The 19,859-nt window shown below is 60.9% G+C and carries 20 protein-coding genes; 10 read left to right on the top strand and 10 right to left on the bottom strand.

Annotated elements, in window-relative coordinates; translation table 11 throughout:
- Positions 1 to 73: 73 nt before the first annotated feature.
- The 3 genes from OOZ52_RS01095 to OOZ52_RS01085 form a co-directional block, all read right to left on the bottom strand.
- Complete coding sequence (locus OOZ52_RS01095; RefSeq protein WP_446698096.1) at positions 74 to 1,213, bottom strand: DNA methyltransferase; 1,140 nt, start codon at positions 1,211 to 1,213, stop codon at positions 74 to 76.
- A 184-nt stretch (positions 1,214 to 1,397) separates the two neighbouring features.
- Entirely contained in the window at positions 1,398 to 2,318 is a 921-nt protein-coding gene (locus OOZ52_RS01090) for a calcium/sodium antiporter (protein ID WP_274696638.1), read from the bottom strand.
- A 10-nt stretch (positions 2,319 to 2,328) separates the two neighbouring features.
- Positions 2,329 to 2,967 carry a ribonuclease HII gene (locus OOZ52_RS01085; protein WP_274696637.1) on the bottom strand — a complete coding sequence of 213 codons (639 nt, stop codon included), beginning with the start codon at positions 2,965 to 2,967 and terminating at the stop codon, positions 2,329 to 2,331.
- Here OOZ52_RS01085 and OOZ52_RS01080 point away from each other — a divergent pair.
- The 6 genes from OOZ52_RS01080 to OOZ52_RS01055 all read left to right on the top strand — a co-directional run bounded on the left by OOZ52_RS01080 (position 2,966) and on the right by OOZ52_RS01055 (position 7,821).
- Positions 2,966 to 4,147, top strand: coding sequence for a PQQ-dependent sugar dehydrogenase (locus tag OOZ52_RS01080; RefSeq protein ID WP_274696636.1), 1,182 nt, complete (start codon positions 2,966 to 2,968; stop codon positions 4,145 to 4,147). The genes OOZ52_RS01085 and OOZ52_RS01080 overlap by 2 nt on opposite strands.
- A 112-nt stretch (positions 4,148 to 4,259) precedes the next feature.
- A complete protein-coding gene (locus tag OOZ52_RS01075; RefSeq protein ID WP_274697206.1) occupies positions 4,260 to 4,727 on the top strand; it encodes a GNAT family N-acetyltransferase in 468 nt (155 codons plus the stop codon).
- A gap of 26 nt (positions 4,728 to 4,753) precedes the next feature.
- Positions 4,754 to 5,302: a DUF1285 domain-containing protein gene (locus tag OOZ52_RS01070; protein ID WP_274697205.1), complete on the top strand. Its 549-nt coding sequence runs from the start codon at positions 4,754 to 4,756 to the stop codon at positions 5,300 to 5,302.
- Complete coding sequence (locus OOZ52_RS01065) at positions 5,299 to 5,901, top strand: CoA pyrophosphatase (protein WP_274696635.1); 603 nt, start codon at positions 5,299 to 5,301, stop codon at positions 5,899 to 5,901. The genes OOZ52_RS01070 and OOZ52_RS01065 overlap by 4 nt, the downstream gene beginning before the upstream one ends.
- Positions 5,894 to 7,075, top strand: coding sequence for a CCA tRNA nucleotidyltransferase (locus OOZ52_RS01060; RefSeq protein WP_274696634.1), 1,182 nt, complete (start codon positions 5,894 to 5,896; stop codon positions 7,073 to 7,075). Before OOZ52_RS01065 ends, OOZ52_RS01060 begins: the two co-directional genes overlap by 8 nt.
- Positions 7,076 to 7,308: 233 nt before the next feature.
- Positions 7,309 to 7,821: a hypothetical protein gene (locus tag OOZ52_RS01055; RefSeq protein WP_274696633.1), complete on the top strand. Its 513-nt coding sequence runs from the start codon at positions 7,309 to 7,311 to the stop codon at positions 7,819 to 7,821.
- A 324-nt stretch (positions 7,822 to 8,145) separates the two neighbouring features.
- Here the strand turns inward: OOZ52_RS01055 and parC are convergent, their stop codons facing one another.
- Positions 8,146 to 10,443 carry a DNA topoisomerase IV subunit A gene (parC, locus tag OOZ52_RS01050; RefSeq protein WP_274696632.1) on the bottom strand — a complete coding sequence of 766 codons (2,298 nt, stop codon included), beginning with the start codon at positions 10,441 to 10,443 and terminating at the stop codon, positions 8,146 to 8,148.
- Positions 10,444 to 10,740: 297 nt separating this feature from the next.
- Between parC and OOZ52_RS01045 the strand changes: the two genes are divergently transcribed.
- Positions 10,741 to 11,661, top strand: a complete 921-nt coding sequence (locus OOZ52_RS01045; protein ID WP_274696631.1) for a DUF4349 domain-containing protein — start codon at positions 10,741 to 10,743, stop codon at positions 11,659 to 11,661.
- A gap of 19 nt (positions 11,662 to 11,680) precedes the next feature.
- Here OOZ52_RS01045 and OOZ52_RS01040 read toward each other — a convergent pair whose 3' ends face one another.
- The 4 genes from OOZ52_RS01040 to OOZ52_RS01025 are packed head-to-tail and all read right to left on the bottom strand — an operon-like array spanning position 11,681 to position 14,953.
- Positions 11,681 to 12,472 (bottom strand): ion transporter, encoded by a 792-nt coding sequence (locus tag OOZ52_RS01040; protein WP_274696630.1) that lies wholly within the window; start codon positions 12,470 to 12,472, stop codon positions 11,681 to 11,683.
- Between the two features lie 45 nt (positions 12,473 to 12,517).
- Positions 12,518 to 12,889, bottom strand: a complete 372-nt coding sequence (locus tag OOZ52_RS01035; protein WP_274696629.1) for a 2Fe-2S iron-sulfur cluster-binding protein — start codon at positions 12,887 to 12,889, stop codon at positions 12,518 to 12,520.
- Positions 12,867 to 13,955, bottom strand: a complete 1,089-nt coding sequence (locus OOZ52_RS01030) for a cysteine desulfurase family protein (protein WP_274697204.1) — start codon at positions 13,953 to 13,955, stop codon at positions 12,867 to 12,869. The genes OOZ52_RS01035 and OOZ52_RS01030 overlap by 23 nt, the downstream gene beginning before the upstream one ends.
- The gene (locus tag OOZ52_RS01025; protein WP_446698107.1) at positions 13,952 to 14,953 is read right to left on the bottom strand and encodes a cysteine desulfurase family protein; all 1,002 of its coding nucleotides are present in this window, start codon (positions 14,951 to 14,953) and stop codon (positions 13,952 to 13,954) included. The genes OOZ52_RS01030 and OOZ52_RS01025 overlap by 4 nt, the downstream gene beginning before the upstream one ends.
- A 177-nt stretch (positions 14,954 to 15,130) precedes the next feature.
- Between OOZ52_RS01025 and OOZ52_RS01020 the strand changes: the two genes are divergently transcribed.
- A complete protein-coding gene (locus OOZ52_RS01020) occupies positions 15,131 to 15,787 on the top strand; it encodes an alpha/beta hydrolase (RefSeq protein ID WP_274696627.1) in 657 nt (218 codons plus the stop codon).
- Between the two features lie 302 nt (positions 15,788 to 16,089).
- Positions 16,090 to 16,770, top strand: coding sequence for an energy transducer TonB (locus tag OOZ52_RS01015; protein ID WP_274696626.1), 681 nt, complete (start codon positions 16,090 to 16,092; stop codon positions 16,768 to 16,770).
- Between the two features lie 60 nt (positions 16,771 to 16,830).
- Here OOZ52_RS01015 and OOZ52_RS01010 read toward each other — a convergent pair whose 3' ends face one another.
- Positions 16,831 to 17,034 (bottom strand): hypothetical protein, encoded by a 204-nt coding sequence (locus OOZ52_RS01010; protein WP_274696625.1) that lies wholly within the window; start codon positions 17,032 to 17,034, stop codon positions 16,831 to 16,833.
- 62 nt (positions 17,035 to 17,096) lie between these two features.
- Between OOZ52_RS01010 and OOZ52_RS01005 the strand changes: the two genes are divergently transcribed.
- A complete protein-coding gene (locus OOZ52_RS01005; RefSeq protein WP_274696624.1) occupies positions 17,097 to 18,977 on the top strand; it encodes a DUF885 domain-containing protein in 1,881 nt (626 codons plus the stop codon).
- Here the strand turns inward: OOZ52_RS01005 and OOZ52_RS01000 are convergent, their stop codons facing one another.
- Complete coding sequence (locus OOZ52_RS01000) at positions 18,978 to 19,850, bottom strand: glutaminyl-peptide cyclotransferase (protein WP_274696623.1); 873 nt, start codon at positions 19,848 to 19,850, stop codon at positions 18,978 to 18,980.
- Between the last annotated feature and the right edge of the window lie 9 nt (positions 19,851 to 19,859).

Below are 19,859 nucleotides of genomic sequence, written 5' to 3'. Positions count from 1 at the left end.
TTTCGTGAGCCACAAAAGCCCGTCGTAATCTTAAATTCGATGCCAACTTGCACAGTCCAACATCATTCGTACATCAATCCTCAGCTGCCAGCAGGTACAGCCCGCGCGCAGCATCAATCGGTTTCACCTCACCACCAGCCTCGTAGTGCCAGAAGGTCCAGCCGTTGCAGCTTGGCGCGTTCTGGATCGTCTTGCCGACACCGTGGATCGAGCCGACTTCCTTGCCGCATTCGATGCTGCCATCGGCGCGGACGGTCGCTTTCCAGCGGCGTTTCTTGTCGAAGATTTCGGTACCGGGCTTGAGCAGTCCTGCTTCAACCACCGCGCCGAACGCTACCCTCGGCTGGGTCTTGCGGCTTTGCATCGTGGTGAGCGCGCTTTCGTCTAGCGGCAGTTCTTTCTCGATCCGCGCTGTGGCGACCTTGCGGTAGCTTGCCTCACGCTCGCAGCCGATCCATTCTCGGCCCAAGCGTTTTGCAATCGCGCCGGTGGTTCCGGTGCCGAAGAACGGGTCGAGCACGACGTCACCCTTTTCGGTCGTCGCCAGCAGCACGCGGTAGAGCAGCGCCTCGGGCTTTTGCGTCGGGTGCGCCTTGTTGCCCTCGTCATCCTTCAAACGCTCCGCGCCCGAGCAGATCGGGAAGGTCCAATCGCTGCGCATCTGCAGCTCGTCATTCAGCGTCTTCATCGCGCGATAGTTGAAGTGATACTTCGATTTCTCGCCCTGCGAGCACCACAACAGCGTCTCGTGCGCATTGGTGAAGCGAGTGCCGCGGAAGTTGGGCATCGGATTGGTCTTGCGCCACACCACGTCGTTGAGGATCCAGAAGCCAAGGTCCTGCAGGATCGCCCCAACGCGGTAGATATTGTGATAGCTGCCGATCACCCACAGCGCGCCATCAGGCTTCAGGATGCGTTTGCACTCTGTCAGCCAATCCCTTGTGAAATTGTCATAAATTGTGAAGCTATCGAACTGGTCCCAGTCGTCGGTCACGGCATCGACATGGCTGCCATCGGGGCGATTGAGATCACCGCCCAGCTGGAGATTATACGGCGGGTCCGCAAAGACGAGATCAACGCTCGCGTCGGGTAGCTTGCGCATTTCCTCCACGCAGTCGCCTGCCAGGATCTTGCCCAGAGGCAGATCCGCCTTATTGACCTTTGGTGCGCGTGTTTTCGCCTTGGCGGTACGGATTTTCGTCAGCTGGCCCACAGGGTTCCCCTCAAGTTATCCACAGGGGGTAGAGTCCGCGGGACTCCCCGGTCAAGCAGCAATTTTACGCCGCACCGCAACCGCTAGAGGGGAACAAAACGAGTCTACTACAAGATGTTGAGTCTCTTTGCCTAAGCAGGACTCATGATCCTGTGGTGTGGCGTGAATGACTCGCCTGTCAAATTCAGACAAATTGGATCGCCACGGTTCCGGCAAAGGCGGCAAGCAGCACCACTCCCAGACCGCGCCCGATGGAGTGGGCGTAGCGGCAGAAGAGTAGCATCAATACCGCCGATGCAGCGAGGATCGGCAGCTCGATATCGAGCAGGTCTGCCGGGATGGGGATCGGCGCAATGGTCATTGTCGCACCACCGATCAGCAGCAGGTTGTAGATGTTGGAGCCCACGACATTGCCGACCGCCATGTCCGAACGGCCTTTAAGCGCGGCCGCAAGCGTTGCGGCCAGTTCGGGGAGCGACGTGCCGACCGCAACGACTGTTAGACCGATTGCGGTTTCGGACACGCCGGCGAGCGTCGCCAACTCGATCGCTCCGCCTACCAGTAAATCGCCGCCGAAAATCAGGATGGTGACACCAGCGACAAAAAGCAGCCCCGCCAACGCAAGGCCGGGCTCCTTGCCTTCCTCTTCGTCCTCGCGATCCTCTGGCGGGTGGTTCACTCGCCACACTATGTAGACGACAAGTGCCGCCAGCAGTGCCGCGCCCAGCCACGGCGAGCCGAGCTGGCTGAAGGCGAGTGCCCATAGCGCCAGCGTGGCGATCAAAGCGACCACCGCATCGCGCTTGCCCACGCCGTGCAACAGAATGGGCGAGACCAGCGCAGTCGCGCCAAGGATCAATAGTGTGTTGGCGAGGTTGGACCCCACAACGTTGCCCCATGCAATGCCGGGTGAACCTGCAAGCGCCGCCTGCACGCTCGCCACCATTTCGGGCATGCTGGTGGCTGCGCCGACGATCACCAGTCCTGTCACCAGGTGCGAAATGCCAAGGCGGTGCGCGATAGCGACTGCTCCGCGCACAAGCAGTTCTCCGCCGACAAACAGGCCCACCAGGCCGCCGATGATGGTTGCGATCAGGATCAGCATGAGGGCGCCCTTACAGGCTCAGCTCCATTTGTGCGACAGGGGCGAAAGACTGTCTGTGCAGGGGTGTTGGACCGTGGATGCGCAGCGCTTCCATATGTTCCTTCGAACCGTAGCCCTTGTTGCGTTCCCAACCGTAGTGGGGATGGCGCTCTGCCGCTTCAACCATCAGCCGGTCGCGATATTCCTTGGCGAGGATCGAGGCAGCACCGATGCACGCCTCTTTCCCGTCCCCGCCGACGATAGGCGTTGCGGGCCATTGCCAGCGATCGCAGCGGCCATCCGGCGTCAGATTGCCGTCGATCAGGGTGGCGAAACCGGTCTCGTCTACAGCCTCACACAAGCGCTCCATCGCAATGCTCATCGCCAGCATGGTCGCCTGGAAGATATTAAGCCGGTCGATCTCCTCCACATCGACCACGCCAATGCCGAATGCGCAGCTTTCACGAATGCGCGCTTCGGCCTCTGCCCTCGCCTTGGCGGATAGCTTTTTGGAATCGTTCACGCCCTTAGGCGTAGGCTTGCATAGCAGCACGGCAGCGGCCACAACCGGGCCAGCCAACGGGCCGCGCCCCGCCTCGTCCACCCCGGCGACAAGCGGCGCGTCACCCAAACGGGCACAAAAATCAGCAGAAGGCGTACCTGACAGCATGAAAAAACTCGTCCTCGCATCCGCCCTATCCTCCGCCGCACTCGCACTCGCAAGCTGCAGCTTCGCGCAATCGGGGGAAACTCCGCCACTGGTGGTCACTCCCGGTGAACCGGTTGAGCTTGAAGAAAGTTCGCCTTTCGCTGCCGAAGCGCATGGCAATTTTGCCGAGCCTTGGGCCGTTAAAGTCCATCCTGAGACAGGCACCGTCTTCATCACCGAAAAAGCCGGGACCATGAAGTTCTATGAACCGGAAAGCGGCCGCTTGGGCACCGTCACAGGCCTGCCCGAAGTGGCATACGAAGGTCAGGGCGGCCTCGGCGATCTCGCCTTTGCGCCAGACTTCGCCGAAAGCGGAATGATCTACCTTAGCTGGGCGCAAAGCGATGGCGGGAACGGTACCTTCGCCACCATCGGCAGGGGAACGCTCGTCTGCGAAGTAGCCGACGAGTGCCGCATCGATAATCTGCAGGAGATCTGGCACCAGAGCATGGCAGGAGGGCGCCGCGGGCACTACTCGCACCGCATCGTGTTCTCACCCGATGGCGCGTACATGTTCGTATCGAGCGGAGATCGGCAGGAGCAGGATCCAGCACAGGACCTCAGCAACAACCTTGGCGCAGTCGTTCGCCTCAACCTTGATGGTACGCCCGCAGCCGGCAACCCCTTCGTCGATCAGGGCTCTCCGACCGACCAGATCTGGTCTTACGGCCAGCGCAACCTCCTCGGTCTCGCCATGCGCGAAGATGGCGAATTGTGGGAGCTGGAACACGGCCCCGCAGGTGGTGACGAGCTGAACTTCGTGGTCGCGGGTGCCAATTATGGTTGGCCCACCCGCTCCAATGGCGACAATTACAACGGCGTCGACATCCCCGACCACACAGAAGATGACGGCTTCACCAAGCCCGCGATCCACTGGACTCCCGTGATCGGCCCCGGTGGCATGGATTTCTATACCGGCGACATGTTCGCCGATTGGGAGGGCCAGCTGCTTGTTGCCGCTCTGACGACCCGCTCGATTGTCCATCTCTCGACCGATTCTGCAAACAACAGTGCAGAGGAACTGGGTCGTTACACGTTCCCGACGCGTTTGCGCGATATCGAGATCGCATCTGATGGTGCGATCTGGGTGATCGAGGATGGCGAAGATGGCCGCCTCCTGCGCTTGACGCCCAAGGGTTAGTTTCACACGCCAAAGCCGGAAGTGATTGCGTGTGGCGCCGCCCCGCCCTATCGGCGCGCGGGTGACGCATGATGCTGCCAAACTGATCCCGTTAGAAGCGGTCGAACCCGCCATGATCGAGGCACTGCTCGACCGTGCCTTTGGCGAAGACCGGCAAGGCAAGACGGCGTACAAAGTCCGTGAGGGTGTCGACTGGCTGCCCGCGCTCAGCTTTGCCGCGCTTGATGCAGACGACATGCTGGTGGGCACGATCCAGACCTGGCCTCTAGCACTCACAGACAGCCAAGGTCGCCGCCATCCCATGCTGATGGTCGGGCCTGTCGCGGTCGTGCCCGAGCGGCAGAGCGAGGGGTTCGGCCATACGCTGATGGCGGCGATGACCAGTGCGCTCGATCCGCAGGCTGCCTTGCCGCAAGTCCTGATCGGCGATCCCGAATACTACGAACGCTTCGGCTTTATCTCGGCTCCAACGCAAGGCTGGTCTCTTCCCGGTCCGCACGAGAAGCATCGCCTGATGGTCCGCGCGCCAAATCCGGGCGTGCTCCCCGATGAAGGCACGCTTGGCCCTTGGATTGGCTGACCGGCTCTGGCATCGGATACACACCAATGCCCTACACCCCGCCCCCAGAACTTGCCGGACTGTCGCTCGCCGAAATTGCGGAGCAGGTCGCGGACTGCAAGTTGCCTCCGATTGACCAATGGGACCCTCCTGAAGATGGCGACAGCAAGATGCGTGTGGCAGCAGACGGAACCTGGTTTCACGATGGCAGCCCGATCAATCGCCCGGCGATGGTGCGCGCTTTCGCCAGCCTGCTGCGGCGCGAGGCGGACGGGCGCTACTTCCTTGTCACACCGCATTACAAGCAGAGCATCGCGGTGGATGACGCAGCCTTCGTTGCAGTCGATGTAAAGGCAGAAGACGATGCCCTTGTCTTTCGACTCAATACAGATGAACTGGTGCTCGCAGGGCCGGACAACCCATTACGCGCAGAAGGCGATCCTGAAGCCCCCGCCATCTATCTTGCGGTCCGGCATGGATGCGAGGCGCGGCTTGACCGCTCGACCTGGTTGCAGCTGGTCGAGATCGCCTTGACGCAAGACGAAGACCTCACCGTTACCAGTCAGGGCACCAAATTCCCGCTGGTGCCGGAATGAGCGACCTGTTCGACCGCCTCTCCGCTCTGTTCGATGCCACCCAGCATGTCGGCATCGAAGGTATACGCGATGACAGCAGCTGGGCTCGCTCTCCCTTGCGCGATGCCGCCGTTCTGATGGCGGTAACCGACCGCGAAGAACCCGGCCTGCTCCTCACGCACCGTCCACAGACAATGGCGAACCATCCGGGTCAGGTCTCTTTTCCGGGCGGCAAACTGGAACCGGGGGAGGATGTGATCAGTGCGGCACTGCGCGAAGCAGAAGAAGAGCTCGCCATTCCGCCCGATCAGGTACGCGTGGTAGGACATGCGGAATCCTTTGCAACGGGAACCGGATTCAACCTCACCCCGGTTCTGGGCCTCGTTCCACACGATCTGCCAATCACACCCGATCCGCGTGAGGTCGATGGCTGGTTCGAAGCACCGCTCCGCCACGTGCTCGACCGGCGCAATCATACGCGCAAAATGGGCATGTTCGGCACGCAGCGATTGCCCTACACCGAGATTATGTGGGAGGGGCATCGCATCTGGGGGATCACCGCCGGGATTATTGCCAACTTGTCGCACCGGCTGGTGTGGGAGGAATTGATCGGTGGCTAAGCTGCCAAATGCTGACTGGACCAAGCGCGCAGACCTCGCGCAGCTCGTCGCAATACTCGGCGCAGAGAACCTGCGTTGGGTGGGCGGTGTCGTGCGCGATACGCTGCTCGGTTCGGACGTTCACGATGTCGATACAGCGACCACACTTCTTCCTGATGAGGTGATGGAACGGCTGAAGGCGGCGGGCATCAAGCCGGTCCCCACCGGAATCGACCACGGAACGGTTACTGCCGTCCTGCCCGAAGGCAATGTCGAGATCACCACGCTGCGCAAGGATGTCGCCACCGATGGCCGCCGCGCGACCGTGGCATTCGCCAGCGAGTGGAAGGACGATGCTGCGCGACGTGATTTCACAATCAACGCGCTGTTCGCCCACCCTGAAACGCTCGAGATTTCCGACTACTTCGGCGGGCTCGATGATCTGGCAGCACGCCGTGTGCGCTTCATCGGGGATGCGTGTGAACGTATCCGCGAAGACCACCTGCGCATCCTGCGATACTACCGCTTCCAGTCGCGCTTCGGGGCAGAGCTTGATGCCAAGGCCGAAGAGGCCTGTGCAGAGTTGGCCTCGACGCTGAAAGGGCTGAGCCGTGAACGCGTGGCCTCGGAACTGCTTAACCTGCTCAAGACCGCCGCAGCTCCTGCAACGCTTTCACGTATGCATGATCAAGGCGTTCTGCAGGTCATTTTACCAGAGGTAAGTGCAGAGGACATTGCGCGCTTCAGCAGCCTGGTGGATGAGGAAGCAAAGCAAGGCTTCGAGCCGGTGGAAATACGCCGGATGGCGGCGCTCTTGCCAGCCGATGCGAAAGTGCGCGAACAGGTTGCCGCACGTCTGCGTCTGTCCAACGTACAGCGCAAACATCTTGTTAGGCTCGCCGAGCTGGATGCAGCCCAGGTTGATACAGCCGACGCGGCGCGCGCGCTCGCTTACCGCGAGGGCAACTCGCTAGCTATCGATAAACTGCTGATAGATGGGGCAGACACTTCCCCCCTTCAGGGCTGGGAAGCTCCTGAATTCCCACTCAAAGGTGGCGAAATCGTTGCTCACGGTGTTGCTGCCGGTCCGGAAGTTGCACGGATCCTGCAGGCAATTGAAAACCGCTGGATCGAAGAACGGTTCCCGGCCCGAGAGGCAGTGCTCTGCATGCTCGAGGAAGAACTCGCATGCTGAAGCCACCCTGTTCGCATCTGCAAGGCAGCCCTTGATACGCGTTGTAAAGTCAGACAGGGAGCGTTCAGAAGGTTTCATGTATTACCTTCAATAACGGGTGCGCACTTTCTGGTGCGCCGTGTGTCTACCCCGGACGGGGTGTGCCGCCCGCTTTGAAATCCGGCCTTGTCGGAAGAATTTTGAACAGCCGGGTGGCGCTTACCCGCCGCCCGAATGAAGGGAATTTTTGTACTATGCGTATCGCTTTCGCTGCCGCCGCTGCAGCAATCGCTTTCTCCACCCCCGCTATGGCACAGGATGCTGGCGTAGAGATCGTCGGCAATGACGATGTCGTGATCGGCACCATTGATTCCAACGATGGCACCAATGCCGTCCTCAACACCGGCACCTATGAAATCCCGCTTCCGGTGGAGAGCTTTGCCGAGCGTGAAGGCGTGTGGACGATGAACATGACCAAGACCGATCTCGAAGCGGCATGGGCAAACGTTCTGGCACAGGCCGAAGCCGAAGCTGCCGTCGCTCTGGCCGCCGCAATGGTTGAAGGTGCGGAAGTCACCTCGGCCGACGCCATGGCTCTTGGCACTGTATCAAGTGTCAACGAAACGCATGTTGTGATCGCAAGCGAAGCTAATGCATTGGTCACACTGCCAAAAACCCTCTTCGCGCTCGATGCAGACGGCGCGGTGGTTGTGATGGCAAATCACGCCGACATCATGGCCGCCGTAAATGATACGCGGGTCCGCTAACCCGGGCACAGATATTTGAGAGAAAGGGCCCGGTGGAGCGATCCATCGGGCCTTTTTTTGGGCCTCGCGCGCCGGCGTTCGCGTCCGCTCACTTGGCTATCCTCGCCTGAATCCCTCCGCTACGCTTCAGGGCGGCTGCGGGCGGGCGGTCGCCCTTGCGGGCCCGCGGCCCGTACTCCGCGAAAAGGCGGGTGGTTGAGCTGATATCGGGCGCGACTAGCGCACGACAGAGCCCGACCGGGCGACCGCAGGTGCCGCGCAGCGAAGCGGAGCGAATAGCACCGAGGACGAAAGCGCGGAGGCGCTTTCGAAAAACAAACAATCCTAAAACGTGTTCGTTTTAGGAAATCCCTGTGGCGGCAAACGTCCGGCGGCACCGCGCGCCACTTTCCACATACCGATCTCGGTCTCGGTCCGGGTACGATCGCCTTTGCCGCCCATTGCCCAGCTAAGGCCTTCCTCGAGCGTGAAGGTCGTCGCATCGGACAGGCCGCCATCGCGGTATCGCTGTAGCGTCACGCCCTGCCCGCGCGTCATCACGGGCATCTCTTCGAGCGCGAAGACGACAAGCTTGCGGTTCTCGCCAACCACGGCGACGTGGTCATGCGCGGCAGCCACAGCTCGCGCGACAGTAAGTTTAGCGTCGCCCTTGAGGTTCACGACCTGGCGACCTTTCCGCGTTTCGGCGAGCAGCTCGTCGGTCACTGCAACGAAGCCCTTGCCCACCGTGTTCGCGAGCAGGATCTGCTTGTCCTTCTCGTGCACCACAACCGCGATCACGTTGGCTGAGGCATCTATATCGAGCGTATTGCGCACCGGCTCGCCAAAGCCGCGTGCGCCGGGCAGCTTGTCCGCACCCAGCGTGAAAAAGCGGCCATCATCGCAGGCGAGCAGCACGCGGTCGGTTGTCTGGCAATGAACCGCGAAGGCAGGCCCGTCGCCTTCCTTGTACTTGAAATCGCCGCAGCGATCCTTGCCCAGATCGACATGCCCTTTCGCGCCGCGCACCCAGCCCTTCTGGCTGAGCACCACGGTCACGGGCTCTTTCTCGATCATTGCGTTCGGATCGAATTCCACCGCAGGCGTTTCATCGGTGATGGTCGTGCGGCGTGCTCCCAGCGCGGTATCCTCGCCATATTCCTTGCGCAGAGCGGCCATGTCCTTCTTAAGGCGCGTCTTCTGGCGTGCGGGTGAAGCGAGCAGTTTCTCCAGCTCCTCCTGCTCCTTCAGAAGCTCGTCCTTCTCTGTGCGGAGCGCCATTTCCTCCAGCTTGCGCAAGCTGCGCAGCCGCATGTTGAGGATCGCTTCGGCCTGCCGGTCGGTGAGCTTGAATTCCTTCATCAGCTCGGCCTTGGGATCATCCTCGTAGCGGATGATCTCGATCACGCGGTCGAGGTTGAGGAAGGCGATGATATAGCCTTCAAGCAGCTCCAGTCGGTCGGCGATCTTCGCAAGGCGGTGCTGCGTGCGCTTCTGCAGGATCTCGATCTGGTGGACGATCCAGTTCGTCAGGAATTCCTTCAGTCCCATGACCATCGGCGTGCGCGTGTGATCGAGCACGTTCATGTTGAGGCCGAAGCGCGTTTCCAGATCGGTGAGCTTGTAGACGCTTTCCTTGAGAAGATCGGGGTCCACATTGCGGCTGCGCGGGACGAGCACGATGCGGATGTTCTCGTCGCTCTCGTCACGCACGTCATCGAGGATCGGCAGCTTCTTGTCGGCAATCGCCTGCGCGATCTGCTCGATCAGCTTGCCCTTGGGCACCTGATAGGGGATCTCGGAAATGACGAGCTGATACCCGCCGCCCTTCTGCCGCTCGATCCCGGCATCGCGATCCTCCGCGTTCTCCGACTCTTCCGCGTAGAAGCGCCCCCGCACACGGAAGCTCCCGCGCCCGGTTTCATAGGCCTTGGAAATCGCCTCCGGCCCGTCAACAATCAGGCCACCCGTCGCAAAGTCCGGGCCGTGGAACACGCCCATCAGCTCTTCGTGCGTCACATCCTTGTTGAACAGCACCAGCTCGGCCGCATCGAGAACTTCGGCAACGTTGTGGCTGGGAATGGAGGTCGCCATGCCGACCGCGATCCCGCTCGCGCCATTGGCAAGCAGGTTCGGGAACAGCCCGGGCATCAGCTCGGGCTCTTCTTCCTCGCCATTGTAGGTCGGGATGAAGTCGACGGTGCCTTCATCCAGACCCGCCATCAGCTGCATCGCGGTCTTCGTCAGCCGCGCTTCGGTGTAGCGATAGGCAGCAGCGTTATCGCCGTCGATATTGCCGAAGTTCCCCTGCCCCTCGACCAGCGGGTACCGCAGCGTGAACGGCTGGGCGAGGCGGACCATCGCGTCGTAGACCGCTGTATCGCCGTGCGGGTGGTACTTGCCGATCACATCACCCACGACGCGGGCCGACTTCTTGAAGGCGCTGTCGGGCGAGAGTTTCAATTGGCGCATTGTCCACAGCAGGCGGCGGTGGACCGGTTTCAGTCCATCCCGCAGATCGGGCAGCGAGCGTGCTGTGATCGTGGAGAGCGCATAGACAAGGTAACGTTCCGACAGCGCGCTATCGAACGGCTGGCGCGTGATGCCGTTTTCAGAATCAGGAGTGTCTTCAGGGGTGACCATGTCGATCGCCCTATCACTGCCTCGCCCCAGCGGACAGCACGGAACGGCGGCGTTTCCCCAGCCGCAATCCAAGCGACATTCCGGCCTTTAGCGCCGCGTTCATCAACCAGCTTGAGGAGCAACCGCAGCGCGAAGAGCGTAGCCTCGAAGCCGCATGACAATACTCTTCCGCCTATCCAGGCCGGCCAATTTTAAGGCTCCGTCACTGCAGCGAAGCGGGGCCTTTTCGTTGCCTCTTGCCAAGTTGCCTCAATTATGGCCAAATTATGGCAGCAATAAGGCCAAAAGGAGGCAATAATGCGTAAGAGAGGATTTTATCTAGTACTTTCAGTAGCATGTATAACTCTGACAGCGTGTAGCGAGTCGGCGGATTACACCGAATCTGCCGAAATGGTGGAAGGCGATGCCACATTTGAAGCAGGTTCTGCGGAGATTGTGGCGGACAATGAGGAGGCCATTACGACATCCGACGAGGTGCTGGCGCCCAGCCCTGCCCCCTCCGCGCCGGATGTCTCGATTAATCTGCCGCGCATGGCCTACACCTATGACTATGGCTTCCGCATGGATGCCGCCGACATCGCTTCCATGCAGGAACGGCACGCCGACATGTGCGCTGCAGCAGGCCCCTATGTTTGCCAGATTGTCTCGCAAAGCCATTCCGGCAATGTCGAAGACGGATATGCGGCCGGGCGGCTGGAACTGGCCGTGGTGGCCGATCAGGCGCGCGACTTTGGCGGGCGGCTTAGCGCGGCTACGACCAATGCTGGGGGCGAACAGATTACCGCCGCGATTACGGGCGAAGATCTGACCCGCAGCATGGTCGACACCGAAGCGCGCCTACGCAGCCGTGTGGCACTGCGCGACCGGATGATGGAAGTCCTGCGCACGCGGCAGGGCAGCGTAGAGGAAATTGTAGAAGCGGAACGCCAGGTTGCGCGGATCAACGAAGAAATCGATCAAGCACGCAGCTGGCTGGAAGAAATGCGCGGCCGTGTGGCATTCACACGCATCAACGTGTCCTATTCCACCGCCAATGCCCCGGCGAGCGACTTCTTCGGTCCGGTCGGCACTGCCTTCGCTAGCTTGGGCAGCATACTAGGCTACCTGCTTGCCGCATTCATTGTTCTCGGCAGCATCGCGTTGCCTGTGGGCGGAGCCATTTGGGGCACTCGCCGCTTCTTGCGCTGGTTAGACAGTCGCTCGGCAGTCGAAGCCTGACGGGACGAGTGGGGCGGGTCTAGCGCTCGCCCCTCTTCCCATTCGCTTCCAGCTCGCGCCGCATCGCGGCAACTTCCGCAGTCAATCCGCGCAATTCATTCATGATCAGCTCGCGTTCGCCATGCGCCTCTTCGCTGGTCGCTTCACTCATTGCGTTGACGATCACACCGATGAACAGGTTGAGCACAATAAAGCTGGTGAGCAGGATGAAAGGCACGAAGAAGGCCCAAGCGTAGGGGTAGACCTCCATCACTGGGCGCACGATGCCCATGGACCAGCTTTCCAGCGTCATGATCTGGAACAGCGAGTAGAGCGACAGCCCGATATTGCCGAACCATGCGGGGAAAGCCTCCCCGAACAGCGTCGTCGCCATGACAGCGGCAATATAGAACAACAGCAGCAGCATAACGATTACCGTGCCGATGCTGGGAATGGCGCTGAACAGTCCGGCGATCACCTTGCGCATGCTGGGCACAACCGAGACAAGCCGCAGCGCACGCAGGATGCGCAGCGCACGCAGGATAGAGAGTTCTTGTGATGCGGGGAAAAGCGCCGCGCTGACAATCGCCAGATCGAAGACATTCCAGCCGTTCTTGAAGAAGGCAAGGCGGTAAGCGAAGAACTTGAGCAACAGCTCGACGACGAAGATTGTCAGCGCGATCTTGTCCAGCGCGCCAACGATATCACCGAAGCGCGCCATGATTGTGGGCGATGTTTCCATGCCCAACCCGATGGCGTTGAGGATGATGACAGCGATAATCGCCTTTTCGAACCGGCTCGATTCGACAAGCTGCCTGACCTTTTCACGCACTTTGGAAGGTTCCTTGCCCCAATGCCTTGGCCGCTGCTTTTGCGGTCAAAATCCCTGAACGTCTACGCTGTCATCGGGGATTTGCACGGTCAGTCCGTCCAGTTCCTCGACCAGCACGATCTGGCAAGCGAGGCGGCTTGTCGCCTGCACATCGGAAGCGAGGTCGAGCATGTCTTCCTCCTCTTCAACCGCCTCTGGCAACCTGCCGAACCATTCACGCGCCACGATCACATGGCAGGTGGAGCAAGCCATCTGTCCCTCGCACGTTCCCTCCAGCGGCATGCCAACAGCCTGCCCGACTTCGAGCAGGCGATCGCCATCCGAAGCCTCGGCCTCAATCTTGTCGCCATCGCGGGTGAGAAACGTGACTTTGATGCTCGCTGTCCTTGTTGCCCTAAATCTGCTGCAGTGCAGCATTGATAAGCTTTTGCGCCGCCTCTTCAAGCTCTTCCATGGTTGTGTAGCGGCCCCAGCCGATCCGGATGGTACTTTTTGCTTGCTGGTCGGTCAGCCCAATAGCCTTGAGCACGTGGCTCGGTTTGCCCGATCCGCTGGCACAAGCCGAACCGGCGGAAAACATCACTTCGCGGCAATCGCTCATCAAGCGCGCGACATCAAGACCGTCACGGCGCACACTGAAATTGGCATGATTACGCGCCTCAGTGCTGCCATTGATCTCCCACCCATCGAACAGTTCGACAGCGCGATCCCACAGGTCTCTCGCGTGATCTTTGTCTGCCTGCATCCGTTCACCAGCGAGCTGGGCAGCGGCACCAAACCCTGCACAAAGCGCAGTGCTGAGCGTACCCGACCGAAATTTTTCCTGCAGCCCGCCGGTAATCTGCGGGTCAAGCTCCACCCCGTCTCGCACCCAAAGCGCGCCGATGCCCTTGGGGCCGTAAAGCTTATGCGCAGACACTGCGATCATGTCAGCACCGCCGGGGGCGGCGAATTTGCCCATTCCCTGCACCGCATCGCACAACATCAGTGCGCCTGCCTCTTTTGCCTGCGAGGCAATTTCGGCAACAGGCTGGAGCGTGCCGATTTCATTGTTCACCTGCATCACGCAGACGAGCGCAGTATCGCCGGGCAGATTGCTGCGGGTGTCGGCAATGCCGTTCCGATCCACCGGAATAATGTGCGGCTCATCCAGCACATAGGCGGTGTCTCGCACGGCGGCATGTTCGATAGCTGAAATGGCAACACGGCCCTGCTTACTGCCGCCCTTCAGTACCGAACCGCGCATGGCGAGATTGATCGCTTCGCACGCGCTGCCGGTAAAATGCACCTGCCCGCCGGGCGGCATCAGCGCAGCGACCCGATCGCGCGCTAATTCGACCGCTGCCGCCGCGGTACGCCCCATGCGATGCGGCGAATGCGGATTGCCAAACCCGGTGCCATCCGGCCCGTCGAGCCATTGCAACATCGCATCGCGCGCCTCTGGCGCGAGCGGAGTGGTGGCCTGGTAATCGAGATAGATCATGTCAGTGAGTTCCACGCTTCTGCGAAGGCGTCGAGTTCTTCGGGCGTTGTGCTCCAGCCAAGCGATACACGGATCGTGCGGCTGGCGGTGTCATCATCAACGCCAAAGGCATCGAGCACGCGGCTTTTCTTCAGGGTGCCCGACGAACAGGCGCTGCCTGCCGAAACGGCAAAGCCCATTGCGTCGAGGCGGATCAAAAGCGCTTGTGCGGACATGGTGCGATGCTCGAGTGCCAAGATGTGATGGGCATGATTATGGCCGGTTGCAGGCTGGGTCTCCTCAAACCTTTCATCAAAATAGCTGATATGTGAAAATTCCAAACTCGGCCAAGGCTCAGCTTCCAACGCGGCCGCCATGCCAAGCACAACCGGCATGTTTTCCGTCCCGCGCCGATAGCCACGCTCATGCCCACCAGATGGTGTGAGCATGTTGAACTGCTTTACTAACAAAGCGCCAATTCCAATGGGGCCGCCAAATTTGTGAGCGCCGACAATGACCATGTCCGCCTCTTTTGGAATCTCCATCTTCCCCGCACTTTGCGCGCAATCAACGAGAAGTAGACCGCCGGAACTGTGAACAACTTCGGCAACTTGCCCGATGTTCTGCATTGTGCCCGTTTCGGAATTGACGTGCTGGATCGCGATGAGCGAGCGGTTCTCAACCACCTCGCCTGCAACGGCGGACGGTCCGGCCTCTCTTGCCACAGACGTCAAGTTGACTTGGCCATCAACCCCAACCGGAATCTCGGCAACGGCGCGCTCTTTCACGAAGTTGTGAATCGCGTCATGCTCTATCGCGCTCACCGCCTCGTGCATCACGTCCGCTTGATCGAATGCAAGACGCGCCGCCTCACTCGCCCCGCTCGTAAAGATCAGCTCGCCATCCCATCCGAGGGCGCGTTTGCACCGCTCGCGCGCATCTTCCAGCGCGGCCTTGGCCTTGCGGCCTTCGGCATGCGGAGAGCTGGGATTGGCCCATATCGCAAAGCCCTCCTCCATCGCCGCCCGCGCTTCAGGGCGCAGCGGAGAAGTGGCAGCGTGATCCAGATAGATACGGCTCATGCCGGGACTTTGGCGAGAATAATTGCGAAATTGCGCATAATGCCTATATAGCCGCCCACTTGCGCAGCGCCAGTGGCGCGCGTGTCAACCATTCTGCCAAGGCCCATACCGCCCATGCCGCACGTCATTTTTCCCGGCCCCGAAGGCCGTCTTGAAGGTCGTTTCTCTCCCGGTCCGCGCCCGCGCGCGCCGGTCGCCATGATCCTGCACCCGCATTCACAGGGCGGCGGCACGATGAATGACCGGATTGTCCAGCAGCTGTACAAGACTTTCGTGAACCGTGGTTTTGCCACGCTGCGTTTCAACTTCCGCGGTGTCGGCAAGAGCCAGGGCAGCTTTGACAACGGTATTGGCGAACTGTCCGATGCCGCAAGCGCGCTCGACTGGGTGCAGCAGATCCACCCCGAAGCGCAGGTGACATGGGTCGCGGGCGTATCGTTTGGCGCGCTCATTGGCATGCAGTTGCTGATGCGTCGCCCCGAAGTGCGCGGCTTTATCAGCATCGCGCCGCCGGCAAACATGTACGACTTCAGCTTCCTTGCCCCCTGCCCAGCCTCGGGCATCTTTATCCAAGGCACGGCAGACACAGTGGTCCAGCCTACCGCGGTGCAGAAGCTCGTCGACAAGCTACGCACGCAGAAGCATATCACGATCCATCACGATGAGATCCCGCGTGCCAACCACTTCTTCGAGAACGAGCAGGACGAGCTGATGAAGTCGGTCGACAACTATCTCGACTTCCGCCTCGACCCGAGCTGCCCGATCACCTGATCGGGTCGCAACGTTCTCAATAAGGGCGTTCGGACGGTGGTTCGAGCGCCCTTTTTGTTTGTCCCTCAGGCGCCGGACGGGGCGGGTCCGCGCCGCTTGGCTTTCGGCCTACCGGTTGGCCCGCAGTCGCGGGCTGTCGGTCGCTCTCAGCGCCCGATTGCAGTGCGCGTTCACACTCGCTCGCTGGGGTGCTTTTCCACTGGAGTCACAGCAAGGTTAAACCAAGCCCTTGCCATTCCTCATGCCTCATGTATGTTACAGTATAACATGACTCCCATTGGGTTAGAGGAAGGAGAGAGATCATGTCATACGCCAACGCCACAGTTACCCCTGCAGAAAGGGCAAAAGCCGCTGCATCGGTTATCGGCCTGCACGCACTGATTGGGTTCGGTCTGGTTGCCGGTCTCGCGGTGACAGCAACGATTATCGAGCCGGATGATGACAAGGTCGAGGGCGTGTTCATCGAACTGCCACCACCCCCTCCGCCAGAGCCGACCGACGTTCCTCCCGACACGGTGGTGCCCTACACGCCGCCAGCGGCACCGATCCCGCCAGTGCCCATTCCGCGCGACAATCCGATCAACGTCGTCAATGTCACCGACGATCTCCCACCGGTGACGCGCACCATTCCCGATGTCATCCCCAATGATGGACCTATCGCGGTCGAGCCGCCGGTCCCTACCTATACCCCCACCCCTCCGCGTCCATCCAACGCGATGGGCAGCTGGATCACGACCAACGACTATTCGCGCCGCGACCTCACGCGGGGCAATGAAGGCACGGCGAGCTATCGCCTTGTTGTCGGCAGTGATGGCCGAGTGGACGCATGTGAAGTCACCCGCTCCACCGGGCACGGCTCGCTCGATCGCGCGACCTGTCGTCTGATCCAGCGCCGTGCGCGCTTTGATCCGGCGACCAACAATCGCGGTGAAGAGGTTGTTGGCACTTACACAGGAACGGTGACCTGGCAGATCCCTGAATAATCCCAAGTTCAGAACTACGTCACCAGGGGAGCGGGCCTTCGGGTTCGCTCTCCACTTTGTTCAATCACCGTCAGCAGCGACGTCTGCCAAGGACTCGCCGCTTTCTGTCGGCACCAGCCAGATCGCGACATTGGCCACCATGACGCCCGCGAGCAGCCACATCAGCACGGCCTGTTTGCGATTGCCCTTGCGCAGCAACACGAAGCCACCTGCAGCGAGTGCGATGGCAGCAAGGATAACGAGCGAGACGATGAAATCGAACATCACGGCGTTCTAGCGCGGCTACCGGCTTGACGGAAGCGCGCCCTTGGGCGACCACTCGCATTATGGACAAAAACACCAACGCATCGCTTTCCCGCCGCTCCTTTATCGGGGCGCTCGGGGCCACTTCCGCGCTTACCGTTCTGCCCGGCTGCGCGCGAACGCAGGTTACAACGGTCGAGCCTTTTACCAGCGCGATGACGCCGCCAGCCGGTCAGGCAGCCGGAGAGCGATTGCTGGAAGAGTTCGCGTGGAACCTGCTGCAGCATGAGCCGACGCGCGCCACCAGTATGGGCGTTGATGTGGGCGAACACGCCGGACTGCGCAGCCGTTTGCACGATGCCACGCAGGCCGGACAGGATGCCTACGCCGCTACGCTCTCTGCCGACCTCGAACGCGCGCGCCAGTTCCCCAAAGCAGGTCTGGACGATGCCACACGCACCAGCTTCGCCGTGGTCGAAAGCGCATATGAAACCGCCGTAGAAGGCTTCGCTCTGCCCTATGGCGACATCCCGGTGGGCAGCTGGCGCACAGCGCCCTACCCCGTCATCCAGAATGTCGGCGCCTATATCGATCTGCCGCGCGCGCTCGATAGCGATCACCCGATCCGTGATGAGGCTGATGCCGAAGCCTACATTTCACGGTTGGAGGACTATCCCGGTGTCCTTGCTGGAGAGCTCGGCCGGATGCAGTCGGGCCGCGCGATGGGCGTTATCCCGCCTGATTTCCTTCTCGACCGCGCACTCAACCAGATGGAACGCCAGCTGGCCGATGCGATGCAGGGCGGTTCGCTCGTCGAATCGATTGTCCGCCGCACCGCTGCAGAAGGCATCGGCGGAGACTGGGATGCACGAGCCCGCGCCATCGTGACAGGCCAGATCGCGCCGGCGCTCGAAGCACAGCTTGCCGAACTCCGCGTGCAGCGCGGCTTGGCAGGAAGCGCGCCAGGAATGGATGCCCAGCCCGAGGGTGACGAGTGGTATCGCTGGAGCCTCAAGAGCTCGACCACGACTTCCATGACGCCTGCCGAGATCCACCAGTTGGGCCTCGATACGCTGGCACAGATCCACAGCGAGATGGACCCGATCCTGCGCAGCCTTGGCTATACCGAAGGCAATCCCGGCCAGCGCATGATCCAGCTTTCGCAGGATGATCGCTTCAAATTTGCCGAAGGCGATGAAGGCCGCGCGCAGATCATCGAATTCCTCGAGAACCGTATCGAGTGGATCCGTGGCGAGATGCCGCGCGCTTTCCGCCGCGTGGTCGATCCGGCGGTGCAGGTTAAGCGCATTCCGCCCAATGAAGAGCTGGGCGCACCCACTGCCTATGGCGGTGCGCCTGCGGTTGACGGCTCGCGCCCGGGCACCTTCTGGATCAACCTGCGCGATACCGATCTGCACCGAACCTACGATCTCGTCACCCTCACGCATCACGAGGCGATACCCGGCCACGTGTGGGAAGGTGAATACTCGAACCAGTTGCCGCTGATCCGCGCGATCCTGGCCTTCAATGCCTTCAGCGAAGGATGGGCGCTCTATTCGGAACAAATGGCAGACGAGCTGGGCGCTTATGACGACAATCCCGCATGGCGGCTCGGCTATTATCAGGCCGCCGCCTATCGTGCTGTGCGACTGGTGGTGGATACGGGTCTCCACGCGCAACGCTGGGGCCGTCAGCAGTGTATCGACTTCTTCCACACCAATAGCGGCGTAGGCGTTGCCGAGACAACCAACGAGATTGACCGCTATTGTAGTTGGCCGGGTCAGGCCTGCGGATACATGGTTGGTAAGTTGGAAATCCTGCGCCAGCGCGAACTGGCGCGTCAGGCACTCGGCAGTCGATACGACCTGCGCGATTTCAACATGGCAGTGGTGGAAGGCGGCAACGCGCCGCTCGACGTGCTGGCGGACAATGTTGCGCGCTACACAGCGAACCCGCCGGGCTGATCAGCCTGTGGCTGGCTGAGCCTCAGCCGGGGCGGACAGGTCCAGTAGCTCGACCGGAACTACCCTGATCTCGAACAGGCTGGGCCACATCTTGCCGGTCACAAAAATACGGTCATTCTCGGCATCATAGGCGATGCCGTTGAGCACGGCGCCATCGCTGACGTCCACCGTGGTCATCCGATCAGTAACATCAGCAAGGTTGATCACCTTGGTGACGACGCCGCTCTCGGGATCGATCACTACGATCAGCCGGGTGAACCACACGTTCGCCCAGATTTCGCCGTTGACCACTTCAAGCTCGTTGACCTCGCGAAGCTCGTCTCCTTCCAGAGTAACGGTGACTTCGCGCTCGACCGCCATCGTTTCCGGATCGAGAAAGCGGAGCGTTGAAGAGCCGTCCGAAAATACAAGCTGGTCACCCAGTGTGGTGAGGCCCCAACCTTCGAAGGGGAAAGCGCCCGTACTTTCGATCAAAGATAGGTCTGCGAGATTCCAGCGGTGCACGATACCATGCGTCCAGGTGAGGCTGATAAGCTGATCGTTCCAAAGCGCCAGCCCTTCGCCGAACTGATCGGCAGGGATATCGCGTGATGCGAGGACTTCGCCGCTTTCCAGCTCGACCTTGCGAACAGTGGATGTGCCCAGCCGCCCGGTGCTTTCGTACAAATGGCCGTCATGCCACAGCAGGCCTTGCGTAAAGGCAGCATCGTCATGCGGGTACTCGGCGACGATCTCGACATCATAGAACGCAACCGGCTGCAGCTCGGCCTGAATGACCGGTGCGGCCTCGGGCGGCTCTTCAATCGTTTGCGCAGAGCTGGTGGCGCATCCGCCCATTGCGAATGCAGCCACCACCAATGCCGGTGCGCGCAATATGGAGTA

The organism is Aurantiacibacter sp. D1-12 (assembly GCF_028858515.1).
GTDB lineage: Bacteria > Pseudomonadota > Alphaproteobacteria > Sphingomonadales > Sphingomonadaceae > Alteraurantiacibacter.
This window is presented reverse-complemented; position numbering and strand designations above follow the sequence as displayed.